Raw genomic sequence first — 15,867 nt, 5'->3', positions numbered from 1 at the left:
ATAAAATCAACTATTTTATCAATTAAACATAAAAATTGTCATGCTACCGAAAATTAATCCGACAACCACACAGGCTTGGATCCTGCTGAAAAAACATTATCAGGAAGAAATGAGCCAAACGCAGATGAAAAATCTGTTTTCAAAAAGTCCCGATAGATTTAACCAATTCTCTCTTAAATTGGATGACATACTGTTTGATTATTCCAAAAACATCATTACAGATAAAACCATTAACCTGCTATTAGCCTTGGCGGAGGAATGCCAATTAAAACCGGCCATCGAAGCGATGTTCACCGGTGATAAGATCAATGAAACCGAAAACAGGTCCGTTTTACATACCGCGCTCAGAAATTTCTCCGGAAAGCCGGTATTAAGCGATGGCAAAGATGTCATGGGAGATGTTAACCGCGTCCTGCAACAGATGAAGGCATTTGCTGAAAAAATCCATAGCGGTGCCTGGACAGGTTATAGCGGCAAAAAAATCAAATATATCGTCAATATTGGCATTGGAGGCAGCGATTTAGGTCCGGTGATGGTAACTGAAGCCCTGAAACCTTATTGGGTAGAAGGAATACAACCTTATTTTGTGAGTAATGTGGACGGAACACAGATTGCCGAAACCTTAAAAAAAGTCACTCCCGAAGAAACCTTATTTTTAATTGCCTCCAAGACTTTTACTACGCAGGAAACCATGACGAATGCTCATACGGCCAGAGATTGGTTCTTAAAGTCTGCTGAGGATGAAGCGCACGTCGCAAAACATTTTGTTGCACTTTCCACTAATGAAACGGAAGTAAAGAAATTTGGTATTGACCCTGCCAATATGTTTGAGTTTTGGGATTGGGTAGGCGGTCGTTATTCTTTATGGAGTGCCATCGGACTGTCCATTGTCCTAAGTGTCGGGTATAACAACTTCGAATCTTTACTTAAAGGAGCCTATAAAACGGATGAGCACTTCAGAACAACGGCCTTTAAGGAAAACATACCGGTCATTATGGCGCTGGTCGGATTATGGTATACCAACTTTTTTGGCACCCAGACAGAGGCCATATTACCTTATGATCAATACTTACACCGTTTCAGTGCTTATTTTCAACAAGGCAATATGGAAAGCAACGGTAAAAGCGTTGACAGAAAAGGCGATGAAGTTTCTTACAGTACCGGCCCGGTCATCTGGGGTGAGCCCGGCACCAATGGTCAGCACGCATTTTATCAACTGATCCATCAGGGAACCGTTATTATCCCAGCAGATTTTATCGCACCTGCCATCAGCCACAATCCCATTGGTGATCATCATCAAAAACTGCTCAGTAACTTCTTTGCCCAAACTGAAGCTCTTATGAACGGCAAATCAGAGCAAACCGTCATAGAAGAATTAGAAGCACAAGGAAAGTCGGCTGAAGAAATTAAAAAAATTGCGCCCTTTAAGGTATTTGAAGGGAACCGCCCGACGAATTCCATTTTGGTAAAGGAAATTACGCCGGAAACGCTGGGCAGCTTAATCGCTTTATATGAGCATAAAATATTTGTGCAAGGCGTTATCTGGAATATCTTCAGTTTTGACCAATGGGGTGTTGAGCTGGGTAAACAACTGGCTGGCAAAATTCTCCCTGAATTAAAAGATGATCAAAGCGTTAGTGCACATGACAGCTCCACCAACGGTCTGATCAACGCTTATAAATCTCTTAGAAATTAACAGATACTATAAGATATCATTGTTATTAAAAAGACCATTCAATATTGAATGGTCTTTTTAATAACAATAGAACTCTCAGTAGGTTTTAGCCTTAAGAACTCTTTAAATGCGCTGATTTGAAATTTGCGGATTAATTCTCCACGGTAAAAGAAAGCTTCAGGTTCACTCTGTATTCAGTAATCTTATTGTCCACCACAACTGCACTTTGTTCCTTAACATATACGGAGCGAATACCTTTGAGCGTTTTAGAGGCTTCTGTAACTGCCTGCGCCGCCGCATCTTCCCAGCTTTTGGATGAACTGGCCATTACTTCAATAACTTTTAATACTGCCATGATATTTTTCTTTTAAAGGTTATAAATTGAAACACAATATAAGTTATTTTTATTAAAGTTCCATATTCAACCATAGGAAAATGGCGCTCCCCACATAAAAAGGAGCGCCAACAACCAACCAATTTTTAAATAAACATGGCAATTGGTTGATCAGTTTAATGAACTATTCATATCCGGGATTTTGTTTAAGTGACCCGGCAGATGCATTCAGCACATTTACACCAATAGGGAAAATCTCGGTATGGTTATCAGCATCTGGTTTTTTATCCCACCAGGTTCCGGTGTTAAAGACACCCCACCTTATTAAATCTGTCCGTCTTCTTCCTTCTACCAGAAATTCTCTTCCCCACTCATCCAGCATTTCCTGATCCGTCAATTGACTACCATCCGCTTTATATAAACTGGCTGAGCCATCCGGATAATCTCTTTTCCTGACATCATTTAATAAGGTAGCAGCGCCGGCCTTATCCCCCGCCCTGTATTTACATTCCGCTAAGGAATAATATATTTCAGCCAGCCTGATCTCAGCATAAGCCGATGTAATCCGGTTATCATCTCCGTCAGGATAAAATGGATATTTCACCGGGAATACACCTGAATTATGATCTGCATGATTCATATCAGACTCTTTATCGGCAATCCTGGTACCGGGTTTTGCATCCAGAAACATCCCAACCTGGTCTCGGATAAATAACGGATAATCTCCCTTATTGCCCCGCACCGTGTCGGGATTTCCTTCACTATTTGTATATGGCAGATAACCATATAAAAACATTCCTTCCCTTTTACTACTTCCCAGATTCTTATAAAGTTTTAATCTGTAATCATCTTTATACTTCTGGAATTTCAAAAAAGGCTTACCTAACTTAAAACTATATTCTACACTGTCCACATCTCTGCCCGGCTGCAGGGCAAATTTAGGATTGGCATCTCCGAAATCAGAGAAGCCAAAATACCTGGGAGCCTGGTATGTCACACACCAAAAATACATCCCGTCTGTATATTGCCAGTGGGTCTGATTCAGGCTACCCGGAAATCCAAATATTGTCTCTGAAGAAGTACTATTGGTATAATCAAAAGGAGCGTCCCATTTGTTCTCTAAAGAATAACTGCCATACTTTCCGCTAATGATATCCTCACATATCTTAGCACACTCAGCGTACTTATCTTCCCCGATATACACCTTAGCATTAAGATACAGTCTGACTAAAAGTGCCGCGGCTCCGGCCTTTGTCCACCTGCCTATAGCGTTTGCAGCCCCTAGATCCTGTACGGTAGGTAAATCAGGGATTGCATCGATCAATTCTTTTTCTATAAAATCAAATGTCTCTTTGGGCGTTGATTGCGTCATAGGTTCCGTGTTATCTCCTACAGAATCAACAATGATAATATTTCTGTAAAAATCAAAGGCCCGAAGATGAAACCAAGCTCTTAAAGTATGGAGTTCAGCTTTTAAATCCTTCAATTCGCCTTCTTCCATGTCCATCTTTTGAGCATCCACTTTATTTAATACTTCAAGAGAATTGGTGGTTAGCGTAATCCCCTGGTAAAAGGCGTTCCAAGCATCACTGGTATACCCATCATTTGGTGTCCAGGTATGATAATGCACTCTTTGATATTGCGCACCATCATACCAATCCCCCTGTCGGTTAAGCGTCATCAGCTCATCAGAACTGTTTTCTTGCAACATAAAAGTACTTCCCCCCTGTATACTCCAATAGGCATGTTCAAATGGCCGCAAAAAACTTCTTATAACATCATTTTTATTACTGGGAAAATCTTCTCCCTTGATCTGATCATAAACGGTTTCATCCAATTTAGTACATGCTGAATTGAACATTAACCCAAATACTAATGCGATCATCAGGATTTTATGATTCTTAAATTTATTAAGCATTATTTAATATTTTATGGATTGAATAATTTCTATCAAAACCGAATTAAAAAGTCACCTGTACCCCGAATATCAATTGCAAGGTAGAAGGGAAATAATCCAGACTATTAGTCACACCCGGATACAGTCCGTTAGTTTGAATTAATTCAGGATCACCTGCTTTAAATTTTGTAAAAGTTTTGAGATTTCTGCCTGTAATATAGGCACGTAACTGCCGAATATATGTATGCTCAAAATGGGCAGTATATCCTAGTGTTACATTATCTAATTTGACAAAACTACCTGATTCCAAAAAGTAATCACTTAAAATTGCAGATGTCGCTGCATTTGTCAATTTAGCGTATTTTCCGTTGCCATAAGCGGATGTCAAAACATTCGCATCTTGTTGAGTGGCGGGTGTTCCCAGATAAAATGCGGTTGTATTAAACACATCATAACCAAAAGCTCCCCGGAAAAACACACTCAGATCCCAGTTTTTATACGTAAAATTATTACCCAGGCTTGCCGTAAATTTAGGCAGTCCATTACCGATAAATTGCTTATCGTCATTACTGGCTTTGTCGCCTCTTATTACCTCTCCGTCTTTATTATATACCAGAAGCGCCCCGGTGCTGTCTATTCCCGCTGATTTCAGTAAATAAAAACTACCGATTCTTTTGCCCTCCTGAAGTCTTTGAATCGTGCCGGGTGATCCGGGGGCAGGCATACCCACCACATCCAAATAATTAGAGGCTTCATATAAACTATTAGAAAAGGATACAAATTCATTGCTATTAGTAGCACCGTTAAAGGAGGCGCTATAGGTGAAATTTTTCTTTCTGACAATTTGTGCATCCAATTGCAATTCAAATCCGGTATTTTTCATCGTGCCGACATTGGCATAAATACTGGTTTCAATATTGGGTGGAACCGGTATAGGATAATCGCCCAATAAATCCTTATTCCTTCTGATATAATAATTTAAGCTCCCTGAGACAAGCCCGTTTTTGATTTCGAAATCCATGCCCAGGTTAAAATTCTGTGCCTTTTCCCAGGCCAGATCCGGATTGGCCGTCTGGGTAGGTCCAATGACCTGGTAGTTCCTTCCATTAAAAGTAAAAAATCCAAACCCGCCATAGGTCAAAATAGACTTATAACTACTAAAGTCCTGGTTGCCGGTTTCTCCATAATCCACACGGAGTTTCAATTCATTTAACCAGTCAACTGATTTCATAAAGGGTTCCTGTGAGATTCTCCAGGCTGCGGAAAGCGCAGGGAAGTCCCCCCATTTGTGATTCTGTCCGAACTTAGATGACCCTTCATGGCGCAAGGAAGCAGACAGGTAAAATCGTTTATCAAAATCGTAATTTACTCTCCCAAAAAAAGCAATCAGTTTGGATTGATTTCTATAAGAGCTGGTACCGTCCACTCCTTTTTCCTGCCCATATAGTCCCGTGCCTAAATTATCCCAGGTCAGCAGATCTGATGGAAAATCCTCATTGCTGGCTCCAAAGCCGGAATTTGTAAATAACTGAAAGGAGTATCCTCCCAGTACTTTAATGGAATGAGCTCCAAAAGTTTTATCGTAATTGCCAATCCATTCAAAGCTCTTCTGGTCACTTTCATCTAATTGTTGCTTGGCGTAATTCCGGCCTGTACCTCCGTTTTCTGCGGCCCTTGTACTAAGAATAGACGGTTCAAAATCATAGTTTCTAAAAGATGAGCTGATCTCTCCCGCAGTAACAATTGTATTTAAACCCCGAGTCAGATTTAACTTAAACGAACCACTGATATCCAGATACTTGATTTCCTGTTGATCTTTTACCAAATTCGATCTTTCGACAGGATTAAAAGGGAAAAGTCCGCCATTATTTATATAGGCATAGTTCCCGTTTGCATCAAAGGGAGATAGCGTCGGATTTAAGGATAGCGCCTTGGCAAAAAAGGATTTATCTGCCAGGTTTGTCTTTGCATATCTGGGAGCTACGTTAAAATTAACCTCATACAGATTGTCCTTTGACCGGTGATTGATATTGACCCTGGCCCCGTATTCAGTTTTGGAGCTTCTAAGATCAATACCATGAGCATTACGGTAGTCAACAGTACCTATATAATTCGTATAAGAAGAGCCGCCTGAGAACTGCACAGTCTGCTTATTGGATACTGCCGGGGAACGGGTCACCGCTTTCAGCCAGTCCGTATTAGAACCATAATCTACACCACGGTCATGGGCTAAAAACTGCTGGCTGTTTAATACATCCAGTGTGTTAGTCGGATAATCCAAGGCCAAATATCCATCATACACTAACTTGGCGTCCGCACTTCCTTTTTTAGTAGTTATGACAATCACCCCATTACTACCCCTGGTTCCATAAATAGCAGAGGCTGCCCCGCCTTTTAAAACGTCAATACTCAGGATATCATTTTGATTCAGGTTATCAATATTCCCTCCTGGTATCCCGTTAATAACATATAAAGGGCCCAGTCCGGCATTCCTGGAAGAAGCCCCTCTTAGCTGAATACTCGGAGAAGAATTCGGGTCGCCGGTTGCCGTGTTGGTTACATTCAAACCGGCCACTTTACCTTGCATGGACATCAGTGCACCATTTCCGGCCACAGAAGATAATTCACTGGCATCAAGATGCGTTATGGCACTGGATACTTCCGATTTTTCCAAAGATCCATAACCGACGCTGACCAGCGTTACATCCGCCAATTGATTTGCGGCTGCAAGCAACGTAACTTTTATGTTTTTTTGTGCACCTACCAAGATTACTTTTGACGCATAGCCTATGTAATCAAATTTCAAAGAATCAGTGCCCTTGGCACTTAACTGAAAAGCACCATCCTTATCAGTCAAGGTACCTACATTGCCGCCTGCTATCTTTACGGAAACGCCTGATATCGGGCTACCGGCCGAATCCATTACCGTACCTTCAATGGGTACGTTCTGCGCCCTTGAATACAGGGATAAAAGCAAAAAAGCCAGTATCATCCCTGATTTTAAGAATTGTTTTAATTCCATGAGTTAAATAATTTAGATAATGAGAGAATGAAAGAGTATGAACAAAACATCCGCTACCAGGATAAAAGGACTCTATCCATGGCATATAAAGGCCTCACTTAGAGGCATACGAAAGCCCCAGCGACTAGCCTTGTTATCATTAATACGGCAATTTGCCTGAAGCTAATCCCCTATAATGATAAATATAATTTTTCGGGCCTTCCCTTCGCTACATTCAAAGGACCGGGAGAATGACAATTTAAATAGCAAAAAGCATTTTTCATAACAGGTCAAATTTAGAATCAAAAAAGGATAGAATAATAAGATGATTAGGCACCACACAATAATGGCCACATCAAGACCATGAAAGTAATTAAATTTATCAAAACACAATCGCCTTATTTTGAAAATTTAAACCAATATGTACCTACATTTAAACATGTAAAAATGCGTTACCATGTATTAAAAAATACATCATGCAAAAATTACATCAATAATCGCTTATCATTATTAACCACGTCTGGGCATCGGGTAAAACTGCCTCTTTCAAATAAATGCAAAAATTACATGAATATCCTAACATATACAGGCAAGTATGATCATTTTCGTTTTTTATCCGGTATCGAAAATAAAAACAAAAAAGGCTGACATCAGAACAAAGTTCATCTGCCAGCCGTAAATATGATAAGAAGAGTCCCCCGCTGTTTTTGAGAAAGGTTATCTGGTTTATTGAATGGTCCAATCAATTAATTGCCCGGTCCACTCTTCCCGGAACGGCGTATTTACACGAATATAATTATCTGTGTATCCTTCCATCATCCCATTTTTGTTATGATCTTCAAACAATACCGTTCTTTGTTTTCCTTTTTGTCCCTCAATAAAATACTGCATTTTCTTATAGGACAGATTCCTCAGCACTTTATTGCGTTCATGGCGGACATGGACAGGAACCACACCCTCTATATCCAGAGCAGGTGTTCCCGGCCTTTCAGAGTAAGTGAATACATGCAGATAGCTCACGTCCAGCTGGTGGATAAAATCGAAGGTTTCTTTGAAGTTTTCATCTGTCTCCGAAGGGAATCCGACGATCACATCCACTCCGATTCCGCAATCCGGCATCAGGCTTTTAATTTCGGCCACTCTTTCCAAATAGAGCTCTCTTTGATATCTTCTGCGCATCAGCCCCAGGATCTTATTAGAGCCACTTTGTAATGGGATATGAAAATGTGGCATAAAATGTTTACTGCCTGCCACAAATCTGATAATATCAGGCGTTAACAAGTTGGGTTCAATGGAAGATATCCGGTAACGGTCTACTCCTTCCATATTGTCGATTTGCTGAATCAGATCATAAAATGCTTCTTCGGATTTTTTCATGCCATCCGGTCCTTTTCCAAAATCCCCCAGGTTTACACCAGTTAGCACGACCTCTTTTACGTTTCCGGTATCCGCAATTTTTTGGATATTTTCAAGAACGCTTTGAATATTACTGGATCTGCTTTTGCCTCTGGCTTTGGGGATCGTACAAAATGAACAGGTATAATCACAACCGTCCTGCACCTTTAAAAAAGTTCTGGTACGGTCATTTAAGGAGAAGGCACTATTAAAACCACTGACCTGTTCAATATCACAACTGGAAATTTTGGTAGAATCGCCTTTAGTCAGTTCTTTTAAATGATCGGCTATATTAAATTTTTCCGCTGCACCCAGGACCAAATCCACGCCGGGTATTTCTGAAATTTCTTTAGGCTTTAGCTGGGCGTAACAACCGGTAATCACTACCAGACTCTGTGGAGCCTTGCGACCAATACGCCTTACGAGCTGGCGGCATTCCTTATCTGCATTATCCGTAACAGAACAAGTATTAATCACATACACATCGGCCAGATCTTCAAACTCCCGTTTCTCAAATCCCTCCGCTTCCAGCATTCTGGAAAGCGTAGATGTTTCAGAAAAGTTGAGTTTGCACCCTAGTGTATGAAATGCGACAGATTTTTGAGTATCCATGGTTGATGTAAGCTTTTACAACAGCTAATGAGCAAAATCCTGCTCATAACGCCCTTTTATTCTTTCAATAGGAGGATTATAATAACCGTATTTAAGGTTAGGGAATTCTGCATGAATTTCCTCCATCAGGTTTTTAATACCCATCATTTCTGCGGAATCTCCGACGCCTTGATGGGTTAAATACCAATCGGGGTCAATATTAAAATTCCGCCATTGAATCATATTTAAATCCGTTTGCCGGATTAATTCCCGTAAGGCCTCATATTCAGCTTCTGTATCTGTCATTCCCGGAAAGACAAAATAATTGATGCTGGTCCATCCCCCGAAACTTTTAACGACTTTCAGGCTCTCTACGATATCCTGAAAAACGTAATTATTGGGCATATAATATTTAGTATAAACAGACTCCTGAGCAGAATTCATGGAAACGCGTATGCTATTAAGCCCCACTTCACAAAGCTGACGCACTGCATCAGGCTTGGAACCGTTGGTATTGATATTTATACTGCCTTTATCCGTATGTTTGCGAATCTCAATGATAGATTCTTTAATGGTCTCCCACATTAATAAGGGTTCTCCCTCGCAGCCTTGTCCGAAGCTAACGATCGGATACGGTGCACTTAGTAAATGGGGAACCGTGAATTCGACGATTTCCTCTGCCCTTGGCTTGAAAGTAAGCCGATCCTGAGTCGATACAATCGTTTCTGTTTCTGGTTGAAAAGAGATGCAGCCCAGGCAATTGGCATTGCAGGCGGGTGATACAGGCACCGGACATTCCCATCTGCCTAAGGATAAATTTCTGGCGGCAGGGCAATGATAGGTATTACAGCAATTATCCATTAAATGTCTTACCAGCCGGTTTTCCGGATAATTTTTAAGCATATCCAAAGCCCCTGAAGCGACCAGATCATCTTTATAACCGGCGCATTCCTGCCTTATATCCTGCTCCACGCGTACAGCAGGCACGTATAATTTTTCATTATGCCAGCCGGCTGCCGTATAACAAAACAAGGGTAATTTCGGCGCGTCAGGATCTGTCGTTTCATAAGCTGCCAGGAAAAGACCGGTATAGGCTGGCGGAATAAATGCGGCGACGGCCCAGCCTTTGTCACACAATCTGAGTTCTCCTGTTTTCACGTCAAGACCAATACCTTTTCTGCCCGGAAGTTCATATAAATTCCCCCCGTTAGGCAGTTCAATCCAATCTTCAGGATCGACAGGCAAGGCATCCCAGCCAGCTCTTCCAATAGCATATAAGGAGGTATCTTCAAAGATATTTCCCTGACCATCAGAATACATCAGATATGGAGAGGCGTTTAAGGCCATAAAGTATTACAATAATTAAATGTAGAAACCAAATAAGGGTGCAAATTTACAAAATAACCGCCACTTCCTACCCAAAATCCTTATAAAAGGACTTCTGGGTCTGCTATCTTTTAAGGAAGCCAGCCGGCAAAAAATGACAACACGAATAAACCTAAGGCATCTTTAATGCTAATCCGGCCGGAACTTAGCAACCAATCAGGGAAGTTTAATGGGACTGGTACTTAATTTTTTAATTTAGCTGACACTTCTAATTGACTACGACAGAATGAATTAAACTCTTCTTCCAATGCTATGGTTACTTTATTTTGTACTTCTTTTTGGTAGAGTTTATTATTTTTAAAGTCAATGGTTAACAATCCGCCTCTTAATACGACATTACTCACCTCATCCCAGGTATAAAACCTGCTGGGAATAGAATTGGTGGTAATACCTTCTTCATCAAAACCGATTTCCTGCGGAAATTTAGCCTGTTTCTCAAATAAGCCGATCAGGACAAATAAAATGCCTAGCCAGGTCAGCCCAAATGGAGGGAAAAATAAAGCAGCGCCGCTGATCAGGAAAGCAAGCCTGTAATAGGTGATTTTACCCATTTCCTTCAGAATGATCCACAAAACACTAAAGGCAGCGATCACCACGCAAATAACAGCGTTCTTATGAAAATTGGTATTCATCAGCCTTACAGCCGTATACAAAAAAATACAAATACTGATAATCAACAAGATAAGAGAAATAACATTCACCTTCTTATCGATGTTTTTTTTAAGGGTGACCAGATAATCGTATTGTTTTGCAGCCATAAAGTCAATTCATTTATTATCTTTATTTATTACTGATAGTCAACCAGTTACATAAATGCCAAAGCATTCTTGCTCCAACATTGGCATCGGCTACTTCATTATTGGATCCAACTTCCACCAGATCAAATCCAATGAGTTTTCTTCCGGAAGATACAATCTTTTTAATAAGATAAGTAATCTGGCAAGCTTCAAAACCACCCTGAACCGGTGTACCGGTATTAGGACAAAGCTTCGGATCGAGTCCATCTATATCAAAAGATAAATATACATTTTGAGGCAGAGAAGCGACCACTTCATCTACGATAGACTGCCAGCTTTCGCCTTCATACATTCTTTCCTTAATCTGACGATCAAAAAAGGTTTTGATTCTGTCCGGATGCGCCTGGATATAATCCCATTCCTGTTCACAAAAATCTCTGATACCAATTTGAACCAGTTTTTCAACCTGTGGAATATCCTGGAGTACATTATACATAATGGACGCATGGGAATAAGTAAATCCCTCATAGGCACTCCTTAAATCACAGTGTGCATCAATTTGTAATACACCAAAAGATGGATGTGTTTCTGCCAGTGCTTTAATAAACCCATAAGGAGTACTATGATCCCCTCCCAACAGTCCGACAAGTTTACCTTTACCCAGCAGATTTTTAGTATGCTCATACACCCAGGTATTTAAATAGGCGCCCCCTTCATTAATTTCCCGGATGCTTTTACACATAAAGTTATTCTTCCCTACTTCCTCTCCGTGACAGATATAATCCACGAAAAGCTCGGCTTCTTTACGCAAGTAATCACTCTTGGTCAGGATCTTTTTATCCAGATCCATCATATAAAACCCCTTTTTCCAGGTGTCCTTATAATCAGGATCAAATAAATCAATTTGTAAACTGGCTTTTAATATTGGCTCGATGGCTCTGGCAGCCCCGCTTCCATAACTGACGGTTACCTCCCAGGGAACAGGCAAAATAATCAAATCAGCGTCTTCCACACTGTTAAAAGGAAGTCCGAACAGCCCGTTTTCGGGATTTCCTACGCTATTCGGGTCAAAGTTGGATAAATCTACCATACCTTAAAATTTGGCCTGCAAAAGTAAATAGAACTTAGCGATTATAGCACTTTTTGACCGGATTTATGATTTTGGTTATATCTCAGACCGCCCGATAAGAAATCTTTAACAATCCAAGAACCGGAAGTCAGAATTTTGTAAAATATAAAAGATAAAAAGGTCTTTTAATATTTTATAGTACCTTTGTTCTGCCTGCGCAAACAGGCCGGTTAAATAACCATTTAAATAATTAATAATCATGAACATAGAAAATTTAAGCACCACAATTGACCTGGACAAGGTTTTGGATGTCACCCTCATTGAACCTCGTTTAAAACACCCTACAATCTTTAAATATTTTGACAACCTGACTGCGGGAGATTATTTCATCATTCATAACGACCACGACCCCAAACCAGTCTATTATCAACTACTGGGAGAAAGAGGCAATATATTCACTTTTGAATATTTAAGCAAGGGTCCTGAGGACTGGTTTATCCAGATACAGAAAAACCATGATTCAGGCTCAGAAGAGCGTTCAACGGACACCGGGATTTCAGCAAAAGAACAGAAAAAAGCCGCCTATTTCGCGGCCAAAGGCCAGGATTATAGTTGTGAAAATGCGAATAAAGCCGATAAAAATGCGGACGCACCTGAACTGAAGGATGATATAATTTTACAGTATGACCAGTGGAATGCAGGGTTTCTCTGTGATTTTATCGAGCAGACCGACCACAGTTATTTTAGAGAGCAGGCCCCGCAGCTGGACGACTTAGGGGAAAATATACGACTCAAACACCAACAGACCCATCCTGAACTGGCCTCCCTTAAAATGTACCAGGACCAGCTCTTTGCCACTTTGCTTTTTCACCTGACACAGGAAAAGTCCGCATTATTTGAAGCCGTTAAACAAGTATCCAATGGTAGTCAGCCCACAGAGCCTGCTGGTACGGTAGTACTCAAGCAACTGTATACCGGAACGACCCTTAAAAAGCAAGCCAATGAAACGCTTGCAGGGCTTTTAGCGCACATCAGAAATCACACTAATGAATATAAAGCACCAGCAGATGCCTGCGATTCTTATATTTATTATTTTAAACGGCTGTCCCAATTTGATCTGAGACTAAGCAGATATCTCCATCTGGAAAACACCGTCCTACTGCCCAAAATCAGTCAATGGCTTTAAATTTCTTATGTAAAAATACAATCATTTATCATGATCATTAATAGCAATACAAAAATAAGCGAGCTATTAAAGGAAAACAGCCAGGCACTGGATGCCATATCCAGCCTGGCTAAACCTTTGGAAAAACTTCGCAATCCCATATTAAGAAAATTAATGGCGTCCAGAACGACCATTCAGGAAGCCGCCTCAATTGGGGGCTGCAGTGTTGAGGAGTTTTTTCTGGTGCTGCGTCCGCTGGGATTTGAGTCCGGGGCACCGGCCTCTGACAACAGCCCAACGGAACCAGCCGCTCCCCTGCCCGAACCCGAATGGCTGAAAGGATTGCCTGGCGAAAAAATAACCGCTCTTGACGTAAGAGCAATGCTGGCTTCAGGCCATGACCCGCTAAAAGAAATCATGGCTGCTTATAAAAAAGTAGCGCCGGGGACAGCCCTTAAAATCATCAATACCTTTGTTCCGACGCCTTTATTGAAACTACTGGAAAATAAGGGAGCAGCGACCTATGCGCAAACGCCGGAACCTAAATTGGTATATAGTTATTTTTATAAACCGGACAATGTGCAGCTGTCCGGCAGCTCTGAGCCGCAGCAGCAGGCTGAAGCGCAGCCGGAAGGCCCCCATGACCAGATTGCTACCGTGGATGAATCTACATTTATGACGGAACTGAACAAATTTGGATCAGCCCATGTTAAAATCATTGATGTCAGACAACTGGAAATGCCGGAGCCCATGCATGCCATCCTTGGTGAATTAGACATATTACCCACCCAGGACGCGCTATATGTTTATCACAAAAGGATTCCTGTTTACTTGCTCGAAGATCTTCAGCGCACCGGAACATTCAATATATTGATCTGGCCTGTTTCCGATAAAGAGGTCAAACTGTTACTGACGCATCGAAAACAATAATCCGGCTGTATATTATTGTACCTTTAATCAAAGACTAATCATTTAAATTGTGGCTGGTATTAATATAGGCAAGGCTCCGGCTAATAAGGCAGTACTACCCTTTTATGGAGCAGCGGCTGTATTCTTTATTTTGCTGGCGGTGACCTTACTTTTTCATAGCGACCTGCTTTTAGGAGGCTATTTTAATTTCCGCTTATTATCCATCGTACATCTGACAGTGGTGGGTTGGCTGACCATGCTCATTTTCGGGGCCGGTTACCAATTATTACCTGTCATTTGTGAAAGAGATTTATATAGTGAGTTGCTGGCTTTTTTATCCTTCTGGCTACTTTTGACGGGCATTGTACTGCTGGGCGGCGGCTTTTGGTATACACCTGTTTTAGCAGGTCGTTTCCCATTATGGGGGTTACTTGGCGGCCTTTTAATATTTATAGCCAGTGGCTGCTTTGTACTCAATGTCGGCTGGACCTCCCGCATTTGCAAATCTTATAATATACAGAAAACGTTTATTCTGACAGCGGCCTGCTGGCTCAGCGCTACAACGCTTGCAGGCTTTTTACTAGCCTGGAATCTGCGCTACCCTTATATTATCCATAAAAACCATCTGGAATTATTAAAACTGCATGTCCATATGGGGCTCGCCGGATGGTTTTTACAGTTAATCATTGGCGTCAGCGCCAAACTGATTCCGATGTTTTTACTGGGTAAATCCAATAAAACCTATCTTTTAAGAAATGCTTATATCCTGATTAATGCAGGCATGCTGCTTTTTTTAATAGATGGTTATTTTTTCTCTGTAACAGCCAGAGCGCTTCTTTATCTGTTGATCGTAATAGCGGGCATTGGTCACTGGCTTTTGTATCTAAGGGATGTTTATAAAAACCGGATTAAAAGGCCCATTGATGTCACCCTGCAGTTTAGCGGACTCTCCTTTGTGAACCTTATGGCGGCGCTGGTTTTTCTGACTTTATTACTTACGGGAAGCCCGCTGGGTAATGGACATATAGCCTATGGGATTCTTGCAATTCTTGGCTGGATTTCAGCACTCGGCCTAGGCATGACCTTTAAAACCCTGCCTTTTATCGTCTGGAACGGGCATTATAAACATCTGAACGGCAAAGGGAAAATACCGCTCCCTAAGGAGCTTTACCGGCAATGGCTGGTTAATGTCCAGTGGTGGCTGTTTGTTATCGCCTTATACGCTTTACTGGCAGGTGTGCTTTGGGGCTCCCCCTGGGTTACCAAAATAGCCTTAATCTTTCTTACCGGAACCTCCCTTAGCTATGGGCTGAATGTTCTGATTGTCTTAAAACATAAAACAAATTTCATACATGCAACTTCTACAACAGCTCCAAATAAATGATCCGTTTTTTGAACAAAAGAAAATTGCTCTTATCAGCCTCTATGATGTAATTGATCCGGAGCTCTTCGTAAATATCATGGATTTAGGCCTGGTCTATGGCATCAGCTTTTCCAAGGACCAGAAAATCCTGGTAACCATGACCCTCTCTACCCCTCATTGTCCGCTGGGAGAAGCCATACAGGCCGGGGTCCAAAACAGAATTCTGCAGGATTTTCCGGATTATCAGGTGGAAACACAAATAGTCTGGGATCCGGTCTGGAGTCTGGACGACGTCTCCGAGGAAGGCAGAAAACTCCTGGGTATGCCGCCTAAAATGTAAATGAA

The 15,867-nt window shown here is 41.3% G+C and carries 12 protein-coding genes; 5 read left to right on the top strand and 7 right to left on the bottom strand.

The window, feature by feature from the left end:
* Positions 1–40: 40 nt before the first annotated feature.
* Positions 41–1,696: a glucose-6-phosphate isomerase gene (gene pgi / locus BLU80_RS03475; protein WP_091393449.1), complete on the top strand. Its 1,656-nt coding sequence runs from the start codon at positions 41–43 to the stop codon at positions 1,694–1,696.
* 130 nt (positions 1,697–1,826) lie between these two features.
* Here pgi and BLU80_RS03470 read toward each other — a convergent pair whose 3' ends face one another.
* From BLU80_RS03470 to BLU80_RS03435, 7 genes are all read right to left on the bottom strand, one after another.
* Positions 1,827–2,030, bottom strand: coding sequence for a dodecin family protein (locus BLU80_RS03470; RefSeq protein ID WP_091393446.1), 204 nt, complete (start codon positions 2,028–2,030; stop codon positions 1,827–1,829).
* A gap of 163 nt (positions 2,031–2,193) precedes the next feature.
* A complete protein-coding gene (locus BLU80_RS03465) occupies positions 2,194–3,927 on the bottom strand; it encodes a RagB/SusD family nutrient uptake outer membrane protein (RefSeq protein WP_244518706.1) in 1,734 nt (577 codons plus the stop codon).
* Positions 3,928–3,970: 43 nt separating this feature from the next.
* Positions 3,971–6,928, bottom strand: coding sequence for a SusC/RagA family TonB-linked outer membrane protein (locus BLU80_RS03460; RefSeq protein ID WP_244518705.1), 2,958 nt, complete (start codon positions 6,926–6,928; stop codon positions 3,971–3,973).
* A 705-nt stretch (positions 6,929–7,633) separates the two neighbouring features.
* On the bottom strand, positions 7,634–8,914 hold the full coding sequence (gene mtaB / locus BLU80_RS03450) for a tRNA (N(6)-L-threonylcarbamoyladenosine(37)-C(2))-methylthiotransferase MtaB (RefSeq protein ID WP_091393439.1): 1,281 nt from the start codon (positions 8,912–8,914) through the stop codon (positions 7,634–7,636).
* 24 nt (positions 8,915–8,938) lie between these two features.
* Positions 8,939–10,240 (bottom strand): radical SAM family protein, encoded by a 1,302-nt coding sequence (locus BLU80_RS03445; RefSeq protein ID WP_091393435.1) that lies wholly within the window; start codon positions 10,238–10,240, stop codon positions 8,939–8,941.
* Between the two features lie 221 nt (positions 10,241–10,461).
* Positions 10,462–11,037 (bottom strand): hypothetical protein, encoded by a 576-nt coding sequence (locus BLU80_RS03440; protein ID WP_091393431.1) that lies wholly within the window; start codon positions 11,035–11,037, stop codon positions 10,462–10,464.
* A gap of 22 nt (positions 11,038–11,059) precedes the next feature.
* Positions 11,060–12,106: an agmatinase family protein gene (locus tag BLU80_RS03435; RefSeq protein ID WP_091393427.1), complete on the bottom strand. Its 1,047-nt coding sequence runs from the start codon at positions 12,104–12,106 to the stop codon at positions 11,060–11,062.
* 238 nt (positions 12,107–12,344) lie between these two features.
* On the opposite strand from BLU80_RS03435, the gene BLU80_RS03430 reads away from it, so the two are divergent.
* Genes BLU80_RS03430 through BLU80_RS03415 form a run of 4 tightly spaced genes read left to right on the top strand, consistent with a single transcriptional unit; the run spans position 12,345 to position 15,862 of the window.
* Positions 12,345–13,271 (top strand): DUF2249 domain-containing protein, encoded by a 927-nt coding sequence (locus BLU80_RS03430; protein WP_091393425.1) that lies wholly within the window; start codon positions 12,345–12,347, stop codon positions 13,269–13,271.
* 30 nt (positions 13,272–13,301) lie between these two features.
* Positions 13,302–14,180 (top strand): DUF2249 domain-containing protein, encoded by an 879-nt coding sequence (locus BLU80_RS03425; RefSeq protein ID WP_091393422.1) that lies wholly within the window; start codon positions 13,302–13,304, stop codon positions 14,178–14,180.
* 49 nt (positions 14,181–14,229) lie between these two features.
* Complete coding sequence (locus tag BLU80_RS03420) at positions 14,230–15,543, top strand: cbb3-type cytochrome c oxidase subunit I (protein ID WP_091393419.1); 1,314 nt, start codon at positions 14,230–14,232, stop codon at positions 15,541–15,543.
* Positions 15,512–15,862: a metal-sulfur cluster assembly factor gene (locus BLU80_RS03415; RefSeq protein WP_091393416.1), complete on the top strand. Its 351-nt coding sequence runs from the start codon at positions 15,512–15,514 to the stop codon at positions 15,860–15,862. Before BLU80_RS03420 ends, BLU80_RS03415 begins: the two co-directional genes overlap by 32 nt.
* Positions 15,863–15,867 lie beyond the last annotated feature (5 nt).

This window comes from Arachidicoccus rhizosphaerae, assembly GCF_900107765.1.
GTDB lineage: Bacteria > Bacteroidota > Bacteroidia > Chitinophagales > Chitinophagaceae > Arachidicoccus > Arachidicoccus rhizosphaerae.
This window is presented reverse-complemented; position numbering and strand designations above follow the sequence as displayed.

Bases quoted from the DNA above. Each gene is read 5' to 3' on its own strand.
- BLU80_RS03440 (WP_091393431.1), bottom strand. From the start codon at position 11,037: ATGGCTGCAAAACAATACGATTATCTGGTCACCCTTAAAAAAAACATC.
- BLU80_RS03430 (WP_091393425.1), top strand. From the start codon at position 12,345: ATGAACATAGAAAATTTAAGCACCACAATTGACCTGGACAAGGTTTTG.
- BLU80_RS03470 (WP_091393446.1), bottom strand. From the start codon at position 2,030: ATGGCAGTATTAAAAGTTATTGAAGTAATGGCCAGTTCATCCAAAAGC.
- BLU80_RS03425 (WP_091393422.1), top strand. From the start codon at position 13,302: ATGATCATTAATAGCAATACAAAAATAAGCGAGCTATTAAAGGAAAAC.
- pgi (WP_091393449.1), top strand. From the start codon at position 41: ATGCTACCGAAAATTAATCCGACAACCACACAGGCTTGGATCCTGCTG.
- BLU80_RS03415 (WP_091393416.1), top strand. From the start codon at position 15,512: ATGCAACTTCTACAACAGCTCCAAATAAATGATCCGTTTTTTGAACAA.
- BLU80_RS03465 (WP_244518706.1), bottom strand. From the start codon at position 3,927: ATGCTTAATAAATTTAAGAATCATAAAATCCTGATGATCGCATTAGTA.
- BLU80_RS03435 (WP_091393427.1), bottom strand. From the start codon at position 12,106: ATGGTAGATTTATCCAACTTTGACCCGAATAGCGTAGGAAATCCCGAA.
- mtaB (WP_091393439.1), bottom strand. From the start codon at position 8,914: ATGGATACTCAAAAATCTGTCGCATTTCATACACTAGGGTGCAAACTC.
- BLU80_RS03460 (WP_244518705.1), bottom strand. From the start codon at position 6,928: ATGGAATTAAAACAATTCTTAAAATCAGGGATGATACTGGCTTTTTTG.
- BLU80_RS03445 (WP_091393435.1), bottom strand. From the start codon at position 10,240: ATGGCCTTAAACGCCTCTCCATATCTGATGTATTCTGATGGTCAGGGA.